Origin of the sequence: Flavobacterium sp. ARAG 55.4, assembly GCF_051846875.1 — a bacterium.
GTDB lineage: Bacteria > Bacteroidota > Bacteroidia > Flavobacteriales > Flavobacteriaceae > Flavobacterium > Flavobacterium plantiphilum.
In genome coordinates this window covers 143,103-166,330 of record NZ_JBPYCT010000007.1, presented here as the reverse complement: position 1 = coordinate 166,330, position 23,228 = coordinate 143,103, and the positions used below count along the sequence as shown (strand labels likewise).

Sequence of the window (23,228 nt, the reverse complement as noted above, 5' to 3'; positions counted from 1 at the left end):
AATGGCATACTTTTTTAAAATTAAAAAAATGTGACAGAACATAAAGAGTTCTGAATATTTATGCTGACCGTTTACCTATAAAGTACACCTTTAAACAATGCGGGCATACAGCTTCACACATTTTTAAAATCCTAAACAAAACTATATGTTTAAAACTACTCTGAAAATGGGGATTTTTATACCCAGCATGGTATTTATATTTTCTATTTCGATAATATCAGTAGTCTATCCGGATATGGCCAACGAAATACTGAATGTTATAAAAAACTTTATTTTTATAAATCTGAACTGGATTTATATTTGGTCAGTAACATTTTTCGTTATTTTTCTGGTTTATCTTCTGTTTAGCAAATATGGTGATATCCGGCTGGGAAATAATGACAGCCGGCCGGAGCACAGTTTTTTCTCCTGGATTTCCATGTTATTTGCTGCCGGAATGGGAATTGGGTTAATGTATTTTGGCGTAGCCGAACCCATGCAACATTATACTTCGGAAGTTTTTGGTATAGCTCATTATGTCAATAAAGCAAAAAACGCTCAACTTTATACTTTTTTCCACTGGGGTATACATGCCTGGGCAATTTATGCAGTGGTAGGATTGTCACTTTCCTATTTCTCATACCGCCTGAAGCTGCCATTGTCGCTTCGAAGCTGTTTTTATCCTTTACTGAAAAATAAAATAAACGGAAAATGGGGAAATACTATTGATGTATTTGCACTTTGCAGTACGTTTTTTGGAATTACTACCACTTTAGGTTTTGGTGTTGTTCAAATTAATTCAGGATTACAAATCTTGAATATTGTTCCGGATACTACTTTTACTTATCAGGTTTTAATTGTCGCTGTTTTAGTATCATTAGCTATATTTTCAGCACTTACAGGAGTTGACAAAGGAATTAAAATCCTAAGTAATATCAATGTAACACTTGTAGTTTCTCTCTTATTATTCGTACTTATATTAGGACCTACTGTTTTTTTAATAGGGAGTTTTACCGAGGGACTGGGAAATTATATTAATAATTTTTTTAATCTGACTTTTGGAACCCATGTTTATGATACCGAAACATTGCCCTGGTTTTATGACTGGACTATCCTTTACTGGGCCTGGTGGATATCCTGGTCACCTTATGTAGGTCTTTTTATTGCAAAAATTTCTAAAGGACGAACAATAAGAGAATTTATAGTTGCTGTATTACTGATTCCTACATTTTTTAATTTTATCTGGATGACTGTATTTGGAAACAGTGCTATCTGGTTTGATCTTACTACAGCCAATGGTGCTCTGAGCGAACTGGCTGCCAATCCGGATGCCCTGATGTTTCGATTTTTAGAATATTTACCCTTTTCACAAACAGCAAGTCTAATTACCATTATTATTGTGATTGTTTTTTTTGTAACATCTGCTGATTCAGGAATTTTTGTAATGAATAATATTGCAACTAAAAATGCTGTAAAATCTCCGCAATGGCAGACTATTTTATGGGGAGGTTTACTGGCACTATTATCCTTGTTACTGCTTAATGCCGGTGGTTTAAAAGCACTGCAGAGTATGACGCTGATTACCGCTCTGCCCTTTTCAATAATTATGATATTGTTTATTGTAAGTTTAATAAAAGCGCTCCATATTGATCATTCCTATTACGATCAAAATTTCTCCAACACTACGGTTCCATGGTCAGGAAGATTATGGAAAGACCGGTTAAAACAGATTGTTTCGGCAAAAGACCGCTCTTCTGTTGACTTTTTTATCAGTACAGTAGTCAAAGATGCTTTTACTGATCTTAAAACAGAATTTGCTAAAAATGGAGTTATTGCGACTATTAATATCATTGATTCTTCTAATATTGAAATTGAGATAAAGTACGATATTGTCAACAACTTTATTTACGGAGTTACTACTACTTCTAAAAAAGTAGCTAATTATTTTATTGATGAAGACAATCTTCCGGATATTGAGAAAAAAAGAACCTATTTTCCAAAAGCATATTTTGGAGATACCAGAGAAAGTTATGATATACAATATTTCACTAAAAATGAATTAATATCCGATGTGTTAAAACATTATGATCGCTTTTTAAATATTGTCTCAGAAGAAAAAAATGAAATGCTTATAAGTAGTGATTTTAATAATAAGTTAGAATAATATAATTTCTAAAAAACACGAAAAAGCCTCCGTGTTTTAGATGATGGAGGCTTTAATTCCAACAGAGCTGAATGAAAACCACTAATAATGCGAACGCCAATTAATTTTGCATAATTATTTCAAAATAAGCTTTAATTAATTCTATAATTCTTAATTTTAAGTCAACTGATTTTTTTTACGATGAAAAATATTTTTTACTTATTAGCACTTATTATTGGTATTATAGTCAGCTGTAATTCATCCAAAACTATAGTATCTAAAGAGAAAAACGCTGGTTCTGTAAATGACACCGTCAGAATAGCCAATGATTCTCTGGAATATGAAGTAATCATTATCGATCCGGGCTTTAACACCTGGCTCGCATCCAGAGCTTATCCCAGATGGTATTACACACAGGAATATCTGGAAACTAAAAATCAGATATATGTAAATGAGTGGAACAATCGTGTCTTACAGCCACAACGTTATAATCCAAATTTATATGAAATGACCATAAATTATGATCCCAATATCGATTATGGTTATGAGGTAAATTATTTGATTTATAATTACATGGTTTATTTTCAAAATAATTACCATCAAAGGCTTTTTGGTCGTGTCCCTCTAAGATAATCTTGTTATATTTGTTGTCATCTTAAAGGGATATGGAGAAATTAAAGAGACGTTGGGGAATTGCTTCTAATTATGATTTAGTCATTATTTTTATAGTTTTTGCTATAAACGGCTCTCTGTCTGCAAAAATATCCAGTTATGCGATGAATCTTTTAAATATAAACCAGGAAAACACTCATTGGTTTTTCTACTATTTTATCTTAATTATTTTAGTACTGCCGCTGTACCCCTTTTTATTAATGTTTTTTGGTTATATTTTTGGTCAGTCAAAATTCTTTTTCCCTTTTTCCAAAAAAATGCTTCGCGGCATGGGACTGGGATTCCTATTCAAAGACAATAAGAATTAGTTTTCTTTTTTTATAATATAATAATAAATCCAGGTTAACGTAAAGGTGGGAACAACATCCGTGAAAGGAAAAAACTCTTCCACAAAAGAAACAATTCCTGCTATTTTACCTAAGCTGCCTTTATACATTCTGGAAATCAAAAAACCCGAAACGGGAGCCCAAACGACATCTGAAAATTCTCCTAAAAAAGGAATGGAAAAAGAAAGCATTCCGACAGCATCGAAGACAATTCCTAAAATTAGTTTTTTATATCGGGCTTCCATTCGTAATATTAATTAATTTTTTAATTTGTCTTTAAAATACTCTCTCACTTTATTGATTTTTGGAGTAATTACAAACGAGCAGTACCCCTGAGTCTGGTTTTGATTGTAATAATTCTGATGGTATTCTTCGGCTTCAAAAAAAGTCGATGCCGGAGAAAGCTTAGTTACAATTGGTTTCTCAAAAACATTTTCTTCTGTTAAAAAAGCAATAAAATCAGCTGTCATTTTTCGTTGTTCTTCATTGTGATAGAAAACTTCACTACGGTATTGAGTTCCCACATCATTCCCCTGTCTGTTCAAAGTAGTAGGATCATGGGTTGTAAAAAACAATTCTAACAATTCTCCAAAAGAAATCACTTCCGGATTAAAAGTTATCTGGACAGCTTCGGCATGACCGGTATCGCCCTGACAAATTTCTTTGTACGTAGGATTGATGGTTTTCCCTCCTATATAACCCGAAACCACTTTTTCTACACCTTTTAGTTCTAAAAAAACAGCTTCAGTACACCAGAAGCAACCTCCTGCAAAAGTCGCTGTATCACTTTTCATCTCATTTTTCATATCTTTTGTTTAAATAATCATTTTATTATTTGAATTTACTCAAATTTATTGTTTTTTGACCAAAAATTATAGCTTATCTCATTTTATAATCCTTAAAATCTTTGTTTCTTTGTAAAAACTGTCAAGAATGATACAAGCTAAAAACTTACATAAATATTACAATCAGCTTCATGTACTAAAAGGAGTTGATATACATATACAAAAAGGAGAAATTGTATCTATTGTAGGAGCTTCCGGAGCCGGAAAAACAACACTTTTACAAATTCTGGGAACATTAGACAAACCAAACTCCACAGCCGTTAAAGGCGAAACAAATACTGGAAATGAAATTGAACTTTTAATCAATGATGAAAACATCTTGTCTATGAATGACAGGAGTTTATCTAAATTCAGAAATCTAAATTTAGGATTCATCTTCCAGTTTCATCAGTTGCTACCTGAATTCACTGCCTTAGAAAACGTATGCATACCTGCTTTTATTGCCAAAAAAAACAGGAAAGAAACTGAGGAAGAAGCCATAAAACTATTAACTTATCTTGGTCTTTCCCATCGGATTCATCATAAACCCAATGAACTTTCGGGAGGAGAACAACAGCGGGTGGCTGTAGCGAGAGCATTGATTAATAAACCTGCTGTTATTTTTGCTGATGAGCCTTCCGGAAATCTGGATACGCATTCGGCAGAGAACTTACATCAGTTGTTTTTTAAATTAAGGGATGAATTTGGACAAACTTTTGTTATTGTGACTCATAACGAAGAATTAGCCAATATGGCCGACAGAAAGCTGGTAATGGTTGATGGACAAATAAGTTTTTAAAAGTAACGGCTAACACACTACGATAGGACTCAATACTTGCACTTTAAACTCTAAAGCTTCTCAAACAAAAGAATGAACAAAGCTGAACTCAAAGATTTTCTTGACGAAAAAGTATTACAATACAATACTCTCGATTTTATTGAAAGTGATCCGGTACAGATTCCGCATTTATTTACTCAAAAAGAAGATATTGAAATAGCCGGTTTTTTAAGCGCTACTATTGCCTGGGGAAACCGTAAAATGATTATAAAAAATAGTCATCGCATGATGGAATTAATGGGCAATGCGCCTTATGATTTTGTGATGTCTCATACTGAGCCTGACTTAGAACGACTTGAAAACTTTGTACACCGTACCTTTAACGGCCAAGATTTTATGGTTTTTATAAAAAGCCTGCAAAACATTTATAAAAACCATAATGGTTTAGAGGCTGTTTTTTCAAAAAATAAAGAAATCAATTCCATGCAGAAAAGCATTTCTGAATTTAAAAAGATATTTTTTGACATTCCGCATGCAGCCCGCACACAAAAACACATCTCTGATCCCTTAAATAATTCTGCTGCTAAACGTATTAATATGTATCTGCGCTGGATGTGCCGTGAAGACAATAAGGGAGTTGATTTAGGACTCTGGAAAAGCATTCCTTCTGCTGCATTATCCTGTCCTTTAGATGTACATTCTGGAAATGTAGCCCGTAAATTGGGTTTATTAAACCGAAAACAAAATGACGCAAAAGCGCTTTTAGAATTAGATACCAAACTTAGAGAATTAGATGCTAATGATCCTGTAAAGTATGACTTTGCACTTTTTGGTCTTGGCGTTTTTGAAGGTTTTTAGACAGTTCATCTTCACTAAAGTAAATCCAACAATTAAAGCACTAATGTTTTAGGATATATTTTACATATAAAGAAAAAACATTTTAGTAAATTTATTATTACTTTTAGCAGCAAATTGCTATTTGCCCCTGCTTTAAAAGCAATTTTTACCCCTAGTTTGTTCTTTGAACATCTATTTTTACTCCGGACAAAATCCTTTTTAAAAGATTATTAAATGAGCTAAAAAGTGAATTAAAAATTTTTTATTACTTTATGTAAACGTTTACAATTATTCATTCATTAATTATAATTTACAGTATTTAAACTTAAAAGCCTATGACATAACAGTTTTTATTTATGCTTTCTCAATTTACAATAGAAATAAACAAAGAATTATTAACCCAAAAACCAACCTTAAATGTTAAAAAAGTACATGAAACCATCATTAGTATTGGCTATTGCATGCCTCACAATGAAAACCACCGCAATTTTTGCTCAGAATCCTGTAGTAAAAATTGATTTTGATCAAACAGGAAGAAGCGCTTCCGAAGTAAGCGAATCCGGATATGCCCCTTGGGTAATTACAACTACTACAGCCACCAAAACAGTAAACGATGTCACATTTACACTGACTAAAGTGGGAGATAAAGGAGATGTTTTAGGTACCAATTGGTATAAAACCGGAATCCAGGCTCCTTATTACGCAAAATTAGTTTGTGATGGTGTTACTGTAAAAAACGGTACCGCAAATGAAGGTGGCCAAATAGAACTTAAAATAAGTGGATTAGAAACAGGAGAGCATACCTTAATGGCTTTTTTAAATGCTGTAGATAATCCTATTTATACTTTTAGTCCAATTGACATATCAATAAACGGAAATTTAGTAGTCGATAATGTAATTCCGACTGTTAGAGCTCTTAATTCGTCAACTGCAAAATCAGCATACTTAAAATTTCAGGCTACAACAGGAACCGATGTGGTTATTCTTTTTGCTGCCGAAAGATCGGGTAACGAAACCTATAAAAATGTGATGTTAAATGGATTTGAATTAAATACACCTAATATTTTTAATCAGGCTACTAATCCAAAACCCAGCCACGATGATGAACATGTAGAATTAAATTCAGGAAGTAGCATTTTAAGCTGGACAGCAGCAATTAATGCCGTATCTCACAATATCTATTTCGGAACAGATTTAGCATCCATTGATGCTGCAGATACATCTTCAGTTTTATACAAAGGAAATCAGTCTAAAGAAAATGTATCGTATCCGGTAAATGGATTATATACAGGAGAAACTTATTACTGGAGAATTGACGAAGTTTTAGCAAATAATGAAGTCGTAAAAGGAAACATTTGGCGATTTAGACCTGCTCAACTGGCTTTTCCTGATGCTGAAGGTTATGGTCGTTTTGCCCGTGGCGGAAGAGGCGGAAAAGTTGTTGCAGTAACCAATTTGAATGATAGTGGTCCGGGAAGTTTACGAGAAGCTGTTACCAATGATATAGGACCAAGAACAATTGTTTTTAATACTTCAGGAATTATCCAATTAAATTCCCGTTTGGTTCTAAGTCAGCCTTATGTGACTATTGCGGGTCAAACAGCTCCCGGAAAAGGAATCTGTATTCGTTCTGCTCCTTTTGGAATTACAGGAAATGACGCTATCGTTCAAAATATAAGAGTTAGATTAGGCGCAGGTCCTACTTATGACGGAATGGGATTAACCGGTGCCAACAATAGTATTATCGATCACTGTTCCATCAGCTGGACTATTGATGAAGCTTTCAGTTCACGGTCGGGAAAAAACATTACGTTACAAAGAACCTTAATTTCTGAAGCATTAAATGCTGCAGGACATCAAAATTATCCTGCAGGGAATGAGCATGGGTATGCAGCAACTATAGGTGGAGATATAGGTAGTTTTCATCATAATCTTTTAGCACACTGTTACGGACGTAATTGGAGCTTAGGCGGAGGATTAGATGGTAGCGGAGCTTATGCTGGCAGAATGGATATCACTAATAATGTCGTTTACAATTGGGGTTCCAGAACTACTGATGGAGGAACTAAAGAGGTTAACTTTGTGAATAATTATTATAAACCCGGAGCGGGTTCTAAAATATTTGTTGCATTTAGTGCTGATAACGAAAATGTTGGAACGGGAATGCAAAGATGTTATTTTAACGGAAATGTAATGCCAGGTTATTTTGACGAAAATAATCAAATCATCGGAAGAAGAGCAACCTTTAAAAACGGTGCAACTTATCAATACGATAACTTTGTTGATACTCCTTTTTTCCCATCTTATGTAACAACACAAACAGCCGGGGAAGCATATAAAATTGTACTTTCTGATGTGGGATGTGTACAACCGGAATTTGATGAACATGATGAAAGAATTATTACAGAAACACTCAATGGAACTTATACCTATACAGGAAGCGTAACCGGTAAACCGGGATTTCCTGATAATGAATCAGACGTTGGCGGATATGAAAATTATCCTGAGGTAAGCAGAGATACTGATTGGGATACTGACCAAGACGGTTTACCAAACTGGTGGGAGGCAATCAAAGGAACAAATCTGAATTCTGCAATTGGAGATTTTTCAGATACTAATGCCGATGAAGATTTAGACGGTTACACTAATCTGGATGAGTATCTACAATGGATGTCACTACCTCATTACGAATCTCCAAAAGGACATAAACTAAGTATTGATATCAAAAAACTTTCGAGAGGATTTACCGATGGAGTTAATTACTCCTTATCTAATGTAGAAAAAGGAAATGCTACTTTAGTTTCTAACATAGTAGAATACAGACCAACAGCCAACGGCTTAGGCTCATTCGATTTTACTGTTAGTGATAATACCGGAGCAACAATGACCCGTAGAATAAATATAGTTAACGGATATTCTTTGTCAGCAACAAAAAAAAATCCGGAAATCTCTACTCAGGTTAATGTTTGGCCTATTCCAAATAATGGTTCATTTTCTATACTAATGACCAATGACAGTGATGAAACTGATACAAAAACGAATTCTAATGCAGAATACAAAATCTATGATATTTTTGGAAAAGAAGTCAAAAAAGGTATTCTTAAAGAAAGTCGTCAGGAAAACGTCAATTTACAGTTAAAAGGAGTTTTTATTATTAATGTTTCAGATATTTCAACAAAAAAAATAATACATTCACAAAAAATCATCATCCAATAAGTTTTAATTAACTTTTAAACCAATGGCAACTTTTCTAGTTGCCATTTTTTTTTACCATCTTTTAATCGATTCTTATTGGTTTACTTCTTAAATTCTTTTTAAGGTACGACTTTGCACTTTTGGTCTTGGGGTTTTTGAAGGTTTTGATTATTGCTCTACAAAAAACATATTGTTTGCAAATAAAAAGATACAAAAAAAACAAAAAAAACAAAAAGTGTTTTTTATCGATGTTTTTATGCACTTTATCGATAAAGTTATGATATAATTATTACATTTATACCGTAATAAACGACCCCTTTATAAAACTAACAACCAGCAAAAGATGAATCTCACCTACTATTTGACTCATTACATTTTACCCGTTTTAGCACTTTTTTTTCTCATTTTAATTTCAATATTAATAATAAACCGGTTTCTTACTAATTTACGTACCCCAAAAACAAATGCTGTAAAAGCTAAAATTGATGATTTTTTAACCACTTTAGTATTCTCATCTTATGATGAGAAAGAGTTTGTTTTAAAAATTCAGAATTTCAAAAAAGAAATTCCTTTTAAAAAGAAATGGTGTAAAAAAATCGTTTTGAATAAAATTATTTTCCTGAAACGAAATTTAAAAGGAGACATTATTAAAACTTCCCATTTGATTTATGAACAATTTGACTTATTTAATTATACTGTTTCGTTATTAAAAAGCAGAAAAAAGTATTTAATTCCTCTTGGAATGTATCATTTAAAAGCCTTAGAATATAATAAAGGCAAAAGCTTTGTTACTCCTTTTCTAAACAATAAAGACAGAATTCTAAACTCTAGTGCTTATCTTACTCTTATTTCCTTAGAGCCAGAAAATTTAGGACTCTTTTATAATTATCAAAAGCCTGTTTTCTTAGCAGGAGAAATTAATATAATGAATATTATTCATCAAAAAAAACCACCAATTCCAAGCAACTTAAAGGATTGGATTCATTCTCAAAATCCGTCCGTTGTAAGACTGGGAATAAAACTGATGGCTTTTTACAATTATACAAATGAAAATCAGTCTATTGTAGCTCTTTTAAAATCAGATGACGAAAAAATACGTTTCGCAGCTATTTGTGCTATAGGGCAGTTATTTATATTGGATACCGAAAAAAATTTAATCGAAGTTTTTGAAAATGAAACAAAGAATAACCAAATCGAAATTCTAAAGACTTTAACCATAGTTGGCGGAGAAGTCGCTGAGGAATTTATTTGTGGTTTATTAAAAGAATCTATCGACTCTGATATAAAACTTACAGCAGTAAGAAGTCTTTCAAAGATGCAATCTGGCCATATTGAAAATTTTATCGGCAACCATGAAATTAGTAAAATGATTCAACACGTAAAAATACCTTCTATATGATATTAAAAAAAATTATCGATTATTATGAAATATTTGTAGCTGTATTTTCAACTACTTATATTCTTTTGTATATGGTATTAGCTGTATTGTCTTATTATGCCATTAAAAAGCATCTTAATTCAAAATATTTTATTCATGATGATGTCCTTTTAAAATCCAACTATATTCCCGGGGTTTCAGTAGTTGCCCCCGCTTTTAATGAAGGTGCTAATGTGGTTTATAATGTAAAATCTTTACTTTCCTTAAATTACCCTAAATATGAAGTTGTATTAGTAAATGATGGTAGTTCTGACGATACTTTAGAAAAACTTATTAAAGAATTTGAACTAGTTAAAATAGATTTTTATTATCAGGAAAAAATACCAACAAAAACAGTCAGAGGTCATTATAAGTCAAAAAACCCAGTATATTCTAAACTTTTAGTTGTAGATAAAGAAAATGGAAAGAGTAAAGCTGATGCATCTAATGCAGGAATAAATTCTTCAAAATATCCTTTATTTCTTTGTACTGATGTGGATTGCATATTAAAGAATGATACGATTATAAAATTGGCAAAACCATTCATCGAAAGTAAAAAGAGAGTAATTGCTACCGGAGCAGGCATCCGAATTTCAAATTCATGTGAAGTAAAAGAAGGATTTTTAGTAAAAATAAGGTTTCCAAAAGGCTGGTATCCTCGATTTCAGGAGCTTGAATATGTAAGAGCATTCCTTTTTGGCAGAATGGCCTGGAGTCAGTTAAACAGTCTGTTACTAGTATCCGGGGGACTTGGAATGTTTGATAAGGAAATAGCTGTTAAAGCTGGCGGATATTGGCATAAATCGTTAGGTGAAGACATGGAACTCATTACCAGAATGCGAAAATACATGTATGAAAATAAACTGGATTTTTCGGTTAAATACATTCCGGAATCTTTATGCTGGACAGAAGTACCAGGAAACCGTGAAATATTAATACGTCAGCGTGTACGCTGGGCAAGAGGATTAATTCAAACATTAAATCTGCATAAAGACATATTCTTTAACCCCAAATACGGAAGAACCGGGTTTTTAATTTTTCCTTATTTTTTTGCATTCGAATTCTTAGTTCCTGTTTTAGAAGTAGTAGGTCTCATTGTATTGATACTTTCATTTTTCTATTTGAATATTAATTACGATAGTTTTCTATATTTAACCATGGCAGTATATCTTTTTTATCTTAATATTACGATAATATCTATTTTATTAGATGAAATACTCTACAAACATTATTCAAGTGTAAAAGAAATATTTATTCTAATTTTAACTGCCATGATTGAACCTATTTTTTACCATCCCATAAATGTTTACGCTTCTTTAAAAGGTTACTATCATTTTTTCAGGCAGAAAGAACAAGCATGGGGAAACATGCAAAGACAAGGCTTTAATACCCAAAATAACAATTAATATTTATGACAACTAACACTGTTAAAAAAAGATTAGTTATACTAACTTATTTACTTCCATTATTCAGCTACAGCATTTTTGCTCAGAAAATTGATACTGATAATCTATTAAAAGAAGCTCTTCATGACGTGAATGTTGAGAAGAACTATTCAGCTGGTTTAAAGAAAACGAAATTAGGGATTAAACTTGCTCCTGATTATTTAGACTTCTATTTATTAACAGGAAGAATTTATCAATTAACCCAAAAAAGAGACAGTGCCAGTTATTATTTTAATTATGTAATTGATAAAAATCCAAAATATGAAGAAGCTTTTTTATATTTAATTAATTTGAATATAGAAGATCAAAAATATAGTGAAGCTGAAATTACAGTAAATCAGGCATTGCAAAACTATCCTGAAAATAAAAATTTCCGATACAAAAAACTGGCTATCTATCAATTAAAAAAGGATGAACAAAAAGAACAGGACTATTTAAAAAATTTAGAATTACAATATCCAAATGATCCCGAAATTAAGCAACGTATTTTTATTATTGAAACCAAAAACAATTCAGAACGAATAGGAGTTAATTACAGCTATACTGCTTTTGACAGAAAAAATTATGGACCATGGCATTTAGGAAGTTTACAATATATCAGACAACGAAATTGGGGTTCACTGATTGGCCGATTAAGTTATGCCAACAGATTTGCTTCCGGCGAAAGTGTTATTGATGGAATTCAATATGAACTTGAATCTTATATTTTTACAGGAAAAAAAAGTTATTCCTATCTGGATGCGGCATATAGCGAGAAAACCGTTTTTCCAAAATTGAAGCTCGGGTATTCTTATTTTCAAAATTTTTCAAAGGGATGGGAAGCTGATTTGGGATTACGTTATGTCAAAACTTCCGATAGTGATTTTACAACTGCTGTTATTGGACTTGGAAAATATATTGGATCCTACTGGATTAATTTAAAATCCTTTATTCAAAATACTGATAATACTGTTTATCCTGCCTTTACATTAACTACCAGATATTACTTTGACACACAATTTGATTATCTAACTTTAATTGCCGGTTATGGTTCTTCTCCTGACGACAGATCTACTTTTGGACAATATGAGAACAGAGTTTCATTAAATTCTTACCGAATTGGAGGTGGTTATTTTAAATTAATAAATAATAATTATCTAACTGGTTTACAACTCACTGTCAATAATCAGGAATATGCGCCTGATTTAAAACAAAACGAGATAGAAATTGCTTTAATGTTCCAATACAAATTCTAAAAAATCTTTTTTAAAAACACGAAACTAAATACCTAAACTTACAAAAAAGAACAAAAGCATGTATTTCATCGATTATTTTTACTTTTAATCGATTATTTTCAATTATACCTCTATATTTGTTTGTATAACTTTTGAGAAAAAAATAAAAGAAATATAGTAATTACATTATTACTTAGAAAAGCAAAACATCATGCAAATGGAAGATAACGTAAACAAAATTTTAGTAATTGAGGACGATATTTTAATGGTGAAAATTTTAGAATTTGTTCTTAAAAAAGAAGGATATGAAATAATAATTGCTAAAGACGGAATTGAAGGTCTTGAAAAAATAAAAACCCTCAATCCCGATATGATAATAACTGATATTATACTTCCTTTCAAATCAGGATTAGAAATAATAAGTTTTTCAAAAGAAAATCATAAACATGTACCGGTCATAGTAGTATCTTCAATGGGAGAAGAAGAAGGAACTGTTATGGAGGCATTTAACCTTGGAGCTGATGATTTTGTTCCTAAACCTTTTAACCCAAATGAACTAAAACTCAGAGTAAAAAGATTGTTTGCACGAAATACGTTTTTTGAAAACTCAACAAAGAATAATATCAGTGCATAACTTATAAAACTAAACAAATAATATTAAGAGCAGAATTTTCTAAATTCTGCTCTTTTTTTATATCTCTTCTTAATAAAGACGATTCCTTCAGTTGTATCTCCATTACTTTCAAAAAGACTATCTTTGCACAAAATATATGTTTTATGGCCACTTTCGAGCAATTCAATCTTCCTAAATCATTACAAAAAGCAATTGATGAATTAGGAATTACAACTCCTACTCCTATTCAGGAGAAATCTTTTTCTGTAATTATGTCCGGAAGAGATATGATGGGAATTGCACAAACAGGTACTGGTAAAACCTTTGCCTACTTATTACCTTTATTGAAGCAATACAAATTTAGTGTAACACATACTCCTAAAATTGTCATTTTAGTTCCTACCAGAGAACTTGTAGTTCAGGTCGTTGAAGAGCTGGAAAAGTTAACCCAATTCATGTCTATCCGAACCATTGGGATTTTTGGAGGAGTAAATATCAATACCCAAAAAAAATCAGTCTATGAAGGTTCAGATATTCTTGTAGGAACTCCGGGTAGAACGATGGATTTGGCTTTAGACAATGTGGTTCGTTTTGAAGACATGCAAAAGCTAGTTATTGATGAATTTGACGAAATGCTGAATTTAGGTTTCCGTGTTCAGCTGACTGCCTTGTTAGCAATGATGCCTAAAAAACGTCAAAACATCTTATTCTCGGCTACTATGACCGATGAAGTTGATGCTATTTTGAATGACTATTTTGATTATCCTGAAGAAGTTACCCTTTCACCATCTGGTACTCCATTAGAACGAATCAGACAAATTACGTATAATGTTCCTAATTTCAATACTAAAGTTAACTTAGTAAAGCATTTATTAAAAAACAACGAAGACATGAGTCGGGTTTTGATTTTTGTAAACAACAAAAAGATTTCTGATATGCTTCACGAAAGTATTGAGGAAGATTTTGAAGGCCATTTTGGTGTGATTCACTCTAATAAATCACAAAATTACCGTTTGAATACTATGGCTTCTTTCCAGGAAGGAACCCTTCGCGGATTAATTACAACGGATATTATGGCGAGAGGTTTGGATATTTCAAACATTACTCTTGTTATCAATTTCGAAATGCCCGAAGAACCTGAATTATACATGCACCGTATTGGCCGTACCGGTCGTGCCGATGCTACAGGAACAGCTATAAGCTTGGTAACGCCACGTGAAGAAGAATTAAAAGTGGCTGCAGAAGTTTTGATGAATATGGAATTAGACATCGAAGATTTCCCTGAAGAAGTAGAGATTTCTACAAAATTAATTGGTCCTGAAAAAGACAGGCAACCCATTAAGATTTTAATGAAAAGACCCAAGACAGATGGAGACGGAGCTTTTCACGAAAAAGCTAAAAAGAACCAAAAAGTCAATCTTGGCGGACCATCCAAAACCAAAAAGAAAACACATGGTTCTGTCAATAGAAATATGCTAAAAAAACAAGCTGCCAAAAAGAAGAAAAAGAAATAATTATAAAGCCTGGAACATATATTTCAGGCTTTTTTTATGCTAGTTTTTAAATAATTCTTCCAAAGGAAAATGATCAATCACACTATTTCCATAATGAGCTATTTCAATGTTTTTATCAGAACCAATTAAAAAATCAGCTGGAATTTGATGCAAGGTTCCCTCTACTTTTCCACCTGCTTTAAAACCCAGTTTAACAGCCTCCGAAAGATGCTGTATCCCTTTAATTGACATGGTTCTCATTGTTTTTAACCAGGAAGGGTTCACCTTATACAATTTATACAAATACCGATGGGTATCGGCAATTATCGTGAAATCAAACTGATGTCGGTTAGCAATACTTGTTTTTAAACTTTCAGCCGGAGATTCAAAAACAGTGATTAGTTTAATTCCCTTTTCAGCAAATGAATCTTTGTGTTTCATAATTTTAGAAATCTGAAGGTTGCACATAGCACATTCAGCATAGCGAAAAAAACTCAACATAATTTTTTGATTCTGGATTTGATCCAAATCTACAGTATTTCCAAAAATGTCTTTTACCACAAACAACGGGGCTTTTTGACCTGAAGCTAATTTCATAATTGATGATTTTATATTTACAATCACAAATTTGGAATTAAAACAACAATTCACACTTGATTAAAATCAAGAAATCTTAGCTCGTATCCTACTCAGGGTTTCTGGTTTCATCATCAAATAAGAAGCGATAAATTTGAGCGGAATTCTGTTAATCAGATGACCACTTCTTTTTATAAAAACTTCGTAGCGCTCATAGGGTTTTAAGGTCAACAGCTCTACTTGTCGTTGAATGTGACCTGATAAGGTAAATTCAAGCATGGACTGATACCAAAGTGCAATTTCGGAATTACTTTGAATCAATGGCATCAAATTTTCCTTAGCAATGGCTACCAGCTCTGTATCAACGATTGCTTCGATACTTATCAACGAAGGTTTTCCTTCAATAAAAGTCTGAAAACAGGTGATTAACGAATTTTCATATCCAAAACCCAAATTAATCTGCTCTCCGTTTTTATCAATTACAAATAAGCGTACACAACCATTTTTTACAAAATACAAATTGGAATCTTTTTGATTAAACCCCAACAACAGTTCTTTTGATTGGAGAACTTTGTCCTTATTCCAAAATCCCTCTAAAATCTTAGCTGATTCGGTTCCTAAAATTCTGTTTTCAGATAAAAAATTTGATAATGCTACACTCATTCTACTACAATCACAGAATTATATTTTAGTAAAAACCAAACAAACTGGTGAGCACAAAGGAATTCGTTTTCCGGTATCAGTCAACTTTCCTGTGGTTTTGTCTCTTTTAAAAACAACAATATCATTTGTATATTGATGGGCTACTAAAAGGAAATTTCCTGTTGGATCTATAGCAAAATTACGAGGTCCATCACCCAGAGTACTGTTTCTGGATACCAATTCCAGTTTTCCATCTTTCAGAATTTTAAAACAACTAATGGTATTGGCTTCTTTTCTATTGGTAGCATATAAAAATTGTTCGTCCGGCGAAATATGAATATCAGCGGCTGTAAAACTTTCTTTAAACCCTTCTTCCACCACTGTAGTTTCCTGGACCAATTGTAATTTTCCTTTAGAATAATTAAAAACTGATAAAGTGCCATCCAGTTCCTGCAATAAATAAAGTTTATTTCCATCTTTGCTAAAAGTAAAATGTCTGGGACCACTCCCCGCTTTTACGCTAATACTGTCTTTAAGTTCCAATGGTTTGGCAGCATTCGCATGGTATTGGTACAAATACATTTGGTCGGTTCCTAAATCGGTTGCTAAAACAAATTGATGATTGGGCGAAAACTGTACCATGTGTACATGTGATTTCTCCTGACGCTTCGGGTTTGGTCCTTTCCCAAAATGTTGATCCAATTGCTTCAGAGGAGTCAGACTTCCGTTTTTATTTTTTCCGAAAACAGCAACGCTACCACCGGTATAATTAGCAGTTATTACCGATTTATCATCATTAATAATATAACACGGTCCTGGATTATTTATGTCTTGTTTGTTTAGAAAATCTAATTTTCCACTTTTAGAATCATATTTAAAAGCACTCACCGTACTTTTGGGTCCATCCTCATTAACCGAATAAACAAAATCATTCTTTTTAGAAAGCGTCAAAAAGCTGGGATTTACAACATTCTCCGTGGCACTTTTATATACAGTCTCTCCAGTTTCGGTATCAAACTCGTACACATAAATTCCTTTACTTTCGCAACTTTTAGTGTAAGTTCCTATAACTAAATTAAATTTCTTTTCCTGTGCCTGAATACCATTGCAAAACAATAAGACTAAAGCAACTAAAAATCCTTTTTTCATTTTATACTTTTTATTTGATAACTGCTAAAATACATATAAAAACCGAATCAATAATAGGATTTAAATCTATTTAAAAAATCCTACACTCTCCATTTAAAACTGTTTACAAATTTGTATTTTTGGATACTAAATAAAAGCCAAAATAAGAATGCAATTCAAACATCCTGAAATTTTATATTTTCTCTTTTTATTGATTGTCCCTATTTTGGTTCATTTATTTCAGTTTCGAAGGTTTAAAAAAGAATATTTTACCAATGTTCGATTCTTAAAATCGATCAGCATTCAAACCAGAAAAAGTTCCCAACTAAAAAAATGGTTGTTGCTTGCTTGCCGTTTATTGCTACTGGCAGCTATTATTTTAGCTTTTGCTCAGCCTTATTTTGATGCAAAAGACCATAAAAACCGCTCAAACGAGATGTATATTATTCTGGACAATTCCTTTAGTATGCAAGCCAAAGGGAAAAAGGGAGAATTACTAAAAAGAGCTGTTCAAGAATTACTAGAAGAAGCACCAGAAAACAAGAAATTTTCGCTGATCACCAATACGGAAAGTTACTGGAATACCGATATCAAATCAATTAGAAGCACGCTGCAGAATATAAAATACAGTGCCATTCCTTTTGACTTAAATCCAATTTTAGCTAAAATAAATGCACGTCCTGGTAATATAAAAAAAGACATCATTATCATTACGGATGCGGTAGGATTGAATGAAAAACAACTTAAAAATATTCCTGAAACTGACGTTAGCTATTTTATCATTCCAAAATCGGAACAAAAAAACAATGTTAGTATTGACAGTGTTTTTATTGATGAAACCACCAATGATTTCTATGATATCAATGTAAACTTATCCCGTTTTGGCGAGGACATTAAATCGGTTCCAATTGCCATTTACAATCAAAAAAAGCTGATTGCTAAAACCGTAACTCATTTAGACAGTCCTAAAAAAACATTGCATTTTAGCATTCCTAAACAAGCTTTCCACGGTTATGTTTCCATTACTGATAACAGCTTAGCTTATGACAATACTTTTTATTTCAGTATTTCAAAAGTTAAAAAAATCAACATTATCAGCATTGGCGAAGCCCAAAAAAGTAACTTTTTACAACGTATTTATACTAACGACGAATTCAACTACAGCAATTCGGAATTAGCGACTTTAGATTACAACAATTTAGAGAAACAAAATACTGTGGTTTTGAATGAATTGGATGAAATTCCGCAAGCTTTGCAAATTACATTGAAAGACTTTGTTCAAAAAGGCGGCAATTTAATTGTTATTCCTTCTGCTAAATGTTCCGCTGCTACGCTAAACTCATTCTTGGGGAATTTTGGAAACATCCAATTCAAATCTTATGAAACGGTAGAGAAATTAATCAGCAAAATCAATTTCAATCATCCTTTATTTTCTGGTGTTTTTGAAAATAGGATTAGTAATTTCCAATATCCAAGTACCAAAGCTTCCTTTGCTATTTCAAATTCCAATTCCGGAGCTTTGATTTATGATGATCAAACTGCTTTTCTTTCGGCTTTATTTACACCTGTTTCAGTCGTATATGTATTTTCGGCACCTATCAATACCGAAAATTCTAACTTTCAACAATCGCCTTTAATTGTTCCTGCATTTTATAAAATGGCACAATTCAATCAAAACAACAGCATCAATGCGTTGACTATTGGCAATACTAATCCGTTTATTGTGAATGCTTCTGTTCTTAAAGATGGTATTTTAGAAGTCAAAAATAGCTACGAACAATTTATTCCAATTCAGCAAATTATGAATTCAAAAGTTAAAATGACATTTAACGATTTGCCACAAGAAGCTGGAAATTTTGAAATTTACAATCAAAAACAATGGATTGAAAATATCAGTTTTAATTATAACAGAAGCGAAAGTAACCTCAACCAACTGGATAACAATTTACTATCCGATTATCAAACTTCTGAGTCTATTGAAAGTGTTTTTCGCAGCATACAAAGCGACCGAATGGATAATCAACTTTGGAAATGGTTTGTTATCTTTGCACTGCTCTTCCTTGTATGCGAAATAGCCATTATAAAATTCCTGAAATAAAAACATATTCTACTTATGAAACTCATTATCCGAAACGCCAAAATTATCGACCCACAAAGTCCTTTCAATAATCAAACGGTAGATATTTTAATAGTAGATGGATTCATTGAAAAAATTGCAACTTCATTAGCTAATCCAGAAAACGTTGAAGAAGTACAACTGAATCATCTTCATGTTTCTCAAGGTTGGTTTGATAGCAGTGTTTGTCTTGGTGAACCGGGTTTTGAAGACCGAGAAACAATTGCTAACGGATTGCTAGTTGCTGCAAAAAGCGGTTTCACAGGCATTGCTTTGCAACCCAATTCTTTTCCTATAATTGACAATCAATCGCAAATTAATTTTGTAAAAAACAAAGCTAATGGACAAGCTACGGAACTTTTCCCAATTGGTGCATTGACTAAAAATACCGAAGGAAAAGACATGGCTGAATTGTTTGATATGAAACAAGCAGGTGCAATTGCTTTTGGCGATTACAACAGAAGTTTAGACAATGCCAATTTGCTAAAAATTGCCTTGCAATACACCCAAGATTTTGATGGATTAGTCATTGCTTTTGCACAAGAAGAAAAAATAAAAGGAAATGGCGTAGTAAATGAAGGCGTAGTTTCAACCCGTTTGGGACTGAAAGGAATTCCAAATTTAGCCGAAGAATTACAAATTGCCCGCAATTTATTCTTACTAGAATATACTGGCGGAAAAATGCATATTCCAACCATTTCTACAGCAAAATCAGTTGCTTTAATCCAAAAAGCTAAAGCCAAAGGCTTACAAGTAAGCTGTAGCGTGAGCGTACATCATTTAACAATGACAGACGAAAAATTAGATAATTTTGACACTCGTTACAAAGTAACTCCGCCATTAAGAACGGAAGCTGACAGACAGGCTTTAATAAGCGGAATTCTAGACAATACGATTGATATGATTACTACGGACCATAATCCTATTGATATCGAACATAAGAAAATGGAATTTGATACCGCAAAAAACGGAACAATTGGTCTGGAAAGCGCTTTTTGTACATTGACAAAAGTCCTTCCATTAGAAAAAATAATAGAAAAACTAACCGAAGGAAAAACAGTTTTTGGTATCGAAAATTCGGTTATAAAAGAAGGAGCAATTGCCAACATCAGCTTATTCAATCCTGAAGGAAAAAGTACTTTTACTAAAACCAGTATTTTATCCAAATCTAAAAATTCTGCTTTTTTAGGAATGGAAACACAAGGAAAAGCATACGGAATTATCAATAAAGGAAAATTAATTTTAGCTTAAAAACATGAATAATACCATTGAAAAAGGAAAAACTGCTGCAATAACCAGTTACATTTTAGGCGTGGGTGTATTTATTGCGATGTCTATGAATGCCGAAGATAAAAATCCCTATGCTTCTTTTCATATACGTCAGGGGTTAGGAATTACGTTAACTTTTATTTCTTTAGGATTAATCATCAGCAATTTTGACAGCATGATGATAACTGCTCCTATGTGGATTTTTATATCAGTACTTTGGGCTTATGGAATTTTAAGCGCTATAAAAGGCGATACAAAACCAATGCCGCTTGTAGGGAACCTATATCAGAGATGGTTCAAAAGCATCTCTTAAAATCACAAAACTTAATATTATGAACCTATCTTTAGAATACCTCATCAGAGAACCCAAAATAAAATCAGAAAAAAATCCTTTATTGCTATTATTACACGGTTATGGCAGCAATGAAGCTGATTTGTTTTCGTTTGCTTCTGAACTTCCGGAAGAATATTATGTCATTTCAGCACGTGCTCCCTATGATTTACAATACGGAAGCTATGCCTGGTATGCCATTAATTTTGATGCCAATGAAAATAAGTTTTCTGACCACGAACAAGCTAAAAAATCAAGAGATTTAATAGCTACATTTATTGAAGAATTAGTTACTAATTATCCTATAGACCCAAATGAAATTACATTATTAGGCTTTAGCCAGGGCGCTATTTTAAGTCAGGCTATTGCATTGTCACATCCTGATAAAGTTCAGAAAGTCATTGCATTGAGCGGATACATTAGCGAACCTATATTTGAAGAAAATTATAAAAACAATGATTTTTCTAATCTGAAAATATTTGCTGCGCATGGTACCGTAGATCAGGTGATTCCTGTAGAATGGGCCAGAAAAACAAAATCTTTTTTAACTACTCTGGGAATTGAATCCGTTTATAATGAATATCCTATTGGTCATGGCGTTTCTCCTCAGGTTTTTAATGATTTCAGTAACTGGCTGAAACAAAATTAATTTACAAAAAAAAAAAAAAAAACTAGTTACATAAAAAAAACCCGTCTTCTTTTTTAGAACAAGACGGGATTTTTTATACTTTTTAAAGAATCAATTTAGTAACAGTTTTTATCTAAATATTTCTTTTTTCTATCTGGGTTTGTTGTATTTCCGCTACAATCGGGAATTGATTCAAACGGAATCAGTTTTCCATTTACAGTGATTTCTCTTCTGGTCAAAAAACCATCACCATCATCATCAGCATCAAAATAATCAGGAATGCCGTCGCCATCAGAATCATCAGTACTTGAATCCCCTCCAGGCAATGTTCTCACATAACCATCTCCATCAATATCTTCTAAATAAGAAGGAATGCCATCGTTATCCTGATCGTATCGTCTTAACTCATATAATTTAAAACTAAAAACTATCGGTGTATATGCTGGTATTGAACCTTGACCAGAACCATAATATGCTACTCCGGAAGGCAAAAACATCACTCCTGCACCAAAATCGTAGTAAGTTAAAGTTCCATCTCCCAAACCTGATTCAGTATATGTCCCTGTTCTAAACTGTGGAAAAATCTGTCTCCAGCCTTCAACAAATACACTTCCTGTTCCTGCATTTGGATCTAAAACCCAAAGTCTCTGTGGATCAAAAGATTGATCAAAAATTGTTTCATTAAGTAATGTACCTTTATATGTAGCGAATATACCATCAACATCACATGGTTTTTCTCCTACACCTTCTCTTAAAACTAAATAATAAATATTATATGTGATTTCATGTAATTTGATACTTCTTATTAACAACTTTGGAAAAGTAGGACTATTTAAAAGTGACATTATTGGTGCCTGTGTTCCTCCTTCAGGAATTTTAGTCATTTTGATATCCTGATCTTCCGGTTGTCCGGGCGCATCGGTAATTTCTTCTATATAATAATTGTTCAAATATTTTTCAATACTATCATTGTCTTTTGCATATTGTTCTCCAAAATCTCTAAGAGGCACTTCTTCAATAGTATTATCGTCTTTCGAACATGAAAATAACGAGAGTGTTGTAATTATTAAAATAAAATAATACCTAAATTTGTTCATTATAACTGAATTTTAAGTGCGCAAGATACAATATTGATTTATTTTTGTAAACTATTTAACTCTGATTTTAGAAATTTTATGCGAATAGATAAATATCTATGGTGTGTCCGATATTATAAAACCCGAAATATGGTTACGGAAGCCTGTAAAAAAAATCATATTACTGTAAACGGTATCGTTGCAAAGCCTTCCAAAGAAGTATTTCCTACCGATAAAATTACGTTTAGAAAAGATCAGATTACGCAAACCATTACGGTATTAGATATTCCTGAAAATCGTGTAGGCGCCAAACTGGTTGATATTTACCGCAGAAATGATACCCCTGCAGAAGTATACCAGCATTTAGAATTATTAAAATTATCTAAAGAACATTATCGTAAAACAGGAACGGGTAGACCTACTAAAAAAGACCGAAGAGATATTGATGATTACGGAAATGAAATTCATCACGATGACGACGAGGAAAATTTGTAATTTAGAAAAACAATTACATAATCTAAAATTT

22 protein-coding genes are annotated in these 23,228 nt (G+C 32.5%); 16 read left to right on the top strand and 6 right to left on the bottom strand.

Annotation, left to right across the window (positions count from 1 at the left end; translation table 11 throughout):
• Positions 1-145: 145 nt before the first annotated feature.
• The 3 genes from ACSV4D_RS09960 to ACSV4D_RS09950 all read left to right on the top strand — a co-directional run bounded on the left by ACSV4D_RS09960 (position 146) and on the right by ACSV4D_RS09950 (position 3,102).
• Positions 146-2,143, top strand: coding sequence for a BCCT family transporter (locus tag ACSV4D_RS09960; protein ID WP_408082038.1), 1,998 nt, complete (start codon positions 146-148; stop codon positions 2,141-2,143).
• A gap of 180 nt (positions 2,144-2,323) precedes the next feature.
• Positions 2,324-2,755, top strand: coding sequence for a DUF6146 family protein (locus tag ACSV4D_RS09955; RefSeq protein ID WP_408082039.1), 432 nt, complete (start codon positions 2,324-2,326; stop codon positions 2,753-2,755).
• A gap of 32 nt (positions 2,756-2,787) precedes the next feature.
• On the top strand, positions 2,788-3,102 hold the full coding sequence (locus tag ACSV4D_RS09950; protein WP_408082040.1) for a DUF6787 family protein: 315 nt from the start codon (positions 2,788-2,790) through the stop codon (positions 3,100-3,102).
• Here the strand turns inward: ACSV4D_RS09950 and ACSV4D_RS09945 are convergent.
• Together ACSV4D_RS09945 and msrA are read right to left on the bottom strand one after the other, a co-directional pair.
• Complete coding sequence (locus ACSV4D_RS09945) at positions 3,099-3,365, bottom strand: hypothetical protein (protein WP_408082041.1); 267 nt, start codon at positions 3,363-3,365, stop codon at positions 3,099-3,101. The genes ACSV4D_RS09950 and ACSV4D_RS09945 overlap by 4 nt on opposite strands.
• A gap of 12 nt (positions 3,366-3,377) precedes the next feature.
• The gene (msrA, locus tag ACSV4D_RS09940; RefSeq protein ID WP_439228167.1) at positions 3,378-3,926 is read right to left on the bottom strand and encodes a peptide-methionine (S)-S-oxide reductase MsrA; all 549 of its coding nucleotides are present in this window, start codon (positions 3,924-3,926) and stop codon (positions 3,378-3,380) included.
• A gap of 127 nt (positions 3,927-4,053) precedes the next feature.
• Here msrA and ACSV4D_RS09935 point away from each other — a divergent pair, with 127 nt between their 5' ends.
• The 8 genes from ACSV4D_RS09935 to ACSV4D_RS09900 all read left to right on the top strand — a co-directional run bounded on the left by ACSV4D_RS09935 (position 4,054) and on the right by ACSV4D_RS09900 (position 14,957).
• Positions 4,054-4,743, top strand: a complete 690-nt coding sequence (locus tag ACSV4D_RS09935) for an ABC transporter ATP-binding protein (protein ID WP_439228166.1) — start codon at positions 4,054-4,056, stop codon at positions 4,741-4,743.
• Between the two features lie 72 nt (positions 4,744-4,815).
• The gene (locus tag ACSV4D_RS09930; protein WP_439228165.1) at positions 4,816-5,580 is read left to right on the top strand and encodes a TIGR02757 family protein; all 765 of its coding nucleotides are present in this window, start codon (positions 4,816-4,818) and stop codon (positions 5,578-5,580) included.
• Positions 5,581-5,976: 396 nt separating this feature from the next.
• Positions 5,977-8,775 (top strand): T9SS C-terminal target domain-containing protein, encoded by a 2,799-nt coding sequence (locus ACSV4D_RS09925; RefSeq protein WP_439228164.1) that lies wholly within the window; start codon positions 5,977-5,979, stop codon positions 8,773-8,775.
• A gap of 580 nt (positions 8,776-9,355) precedes the next feature.
• Positions 9,356-10,153 (top strand): HEAT repeat domain-containing protein, encoded by a 798-nt coding sequence (locus tag ACSV4D_RS09920; protein ID WP_439228163.1) that lies wholly within the window; start codon positions 9,356-9,358, stop codon positions 10,151-10,153.
• A complete protein-coding gene (locus tag ACSV4D_RS09915; protein ID WP_408082047.1) occupies positions 10,150-11,577 on the top strand; it encodes a glycosyltransferase family 2 protein in 1,428 nt (475 codons plus the stop codon). Before ACSV4D_RS09920 ends, ACSV4D_RS09915 begins: the two co-directional genes overlap by 4 nt.
• 5 nt (positions 11,578-11,582) lie before the next feature.
• Positions 11,583-12,851 carry a YaiO family outer membrane beta-barrel protein gene (locus ACSV4D_RS09910; RefSeq protein ID WP_439228162.1) on the top strand — a complete coding sequence of 423 codons (1,269 nt, stop codon included), beginning with the start codon at positions 11,583-11,585 and terminating at the stop codon, positions 12,849-12,851.
• A gap of 196 nt (positions 12,852-13,047) precedes the next feature.
• Positions 13,048-13,464 (top strand): response regulator transcription factor, encoded by a 417-nt coding sequence (locus ACSV4D_RS09905; RefSeq protein ID WP_408082049.1) that lies wholly within the window; start codon positions 13,048-13,050, stop codon positions 13,462-13,464.
• A 143-nt stretch (positions 13,465-13,607) separates the two neighbouring features.
• Complete coding sequence (locus ACSV4D_RS09900) at positions 13,608-14,957, top strand: DEAD/DEAH box helicase (RefSeq protein ID WP_439228161.1); 1,350 nt, start codon at positions 13,608-13,610, stop codon at positions 14,955-14,957.
• Between the two features lie 39 nt (positions 14,958-14,996).
• On the opposite strand, the gene ACSV4D_RS09895 is transcribed toward ACSV4D_RS09900, so the two are convergent.
• The 3 genes from ACSV4D_RS09895 to ACSV4D_RS09885 all read right to left on the bottom strand — a co-directional run bounded on the left by ACSV4D_RS09895 (position 14,997) and on the right by ACSV4D_RS09885 (position 17,303).
• Positions 14,997-15,533 carry a redoxin domain-containing protein gene (locus tag ACSV4D_RS09895; RefSeq protein ID WP_439228160.1) on the bottom strand — a complete coding sequence of 179 codons (537 nt, stop codon included), beginning with the start codon at positions 15,531-15,533 and terminating at the stop codon, positions 14,997-14,999.
• A gap of 66 nt (positions 15,534-15,599) precedes the next feature.
• Positions 15,600-16,175 carry a Crp/Fnr family transcriptional regulator gene (locus ACSV4D_RS09890; protein WP_439228159.1) on the bottom strand — a complete coding sequence of 192 codons (576 nt, stop codon included), beginning with the start codon at positions 16,173-16,175 and terminating at the stop codon, positions 15,600-15,602.
• 18 nt (positions 16,176-16,193) lie between these two features.
• Complete coding sequence (locus tag ACSV4D_RS09885) at positions 16,194-17,303, bottom strand: lactonase family protein (protein ID WP_439228158.1); 1,110 nt, start codon at positions 17,301-17,303, stop codon at positions 16,194-16,196.
• Between the two features lie 148 nt (positions 17,304-17,451).
• On the opposite strand from ACSV4D_RS09885, the gene ACSV4D_RS09880 reads away from it, so the two are divergent.
• From ACSV4D_RS09880 to ACSV4D_RS09865, 4 genes are read left to right on the top strand one after another with little or no spacing between them, the layout of a single operon-like run.
• Positions 17,452-19,380 (top strand): vWA domain-containing protein, encoded by a 1,929-nt coding sequence (locus tag ACSV4D_RS09880; protein ID WP_439228157.1) that lies wholly within the window; start codon positions 17,452-17,454, stop codon positions 19,378-19,380.
• Positions 19,381-19,395: 15 nt separating this feature from the next.
• Positions 19,396-20,649 carry a dihydroorotase gene (locus ACSV4D_RS09875; RefSeq protein ID WP_439228156.1) on the top strand — a complete coding sequence of 418 codons (1,254 nt, stop codon included), beginning with the start codon at positions 19,396-19,398 and terminating at the stop codon, positions 20,647-20,649.
• 4 nt (positions 20,650-20,653) lie between these two features.
• Positions 20,654-20,980 (top strand): hypothetical protein, encoded by a 327-nt coding sequence (locus ACSV4D_RS09870; RefSeq protein ID WP_408082056.1) that lies wholly within the window; start codon positions 20,654-20,656, stop codon positions 20,978-20,980.
• Positions 20,981-20,999: 19 nt separating this feature from the next.
• Entirely contained in the window at positions 21,000-21,647 is a 648-nt protein-coding gene (locus tag ACSV4D_RS09865) for an alpha/beta hydrolase (protein WP_439228155.1), read from the top strand.
• Between the two features lie 95 nt (positions 21,648-21,742).
• Here ACSV4D_RS09865 and ACSV4D_RS09860 read toward each other — a convergent pair whose 3' ends face one another.
• Positions 21,743-22,723: an FKBP-type peptidyl-prolyl cis-trans isomerase gene (locus ACSV4D_RS09860; protein WP_439228154.1), complete on the bottom strand. Its 981-nt coding sequence runs from the start codon at positions 22,721-22,723 to the stop codon at positions 21,743-21,745.
• 78 nt (positions 22,724-22,801) lie between these two features.
• Between ACSV4D_RS09860 and ACSV4D_RS09855 the strand changes: the two genes are divergently transcribed.
• Complete coding sequence (locus ACSV4D_RS09855) at positions 22,802-23,197, top strand: RNA-binding S4 domain-containing protein (protein ID WP_408082059.1); 396 nt, start codon at positions 22,802-22,804, stop codon at positions 23,195-23,197.
• Positions 23,198-23,228 lie beyond the last annotated feature (31 nt).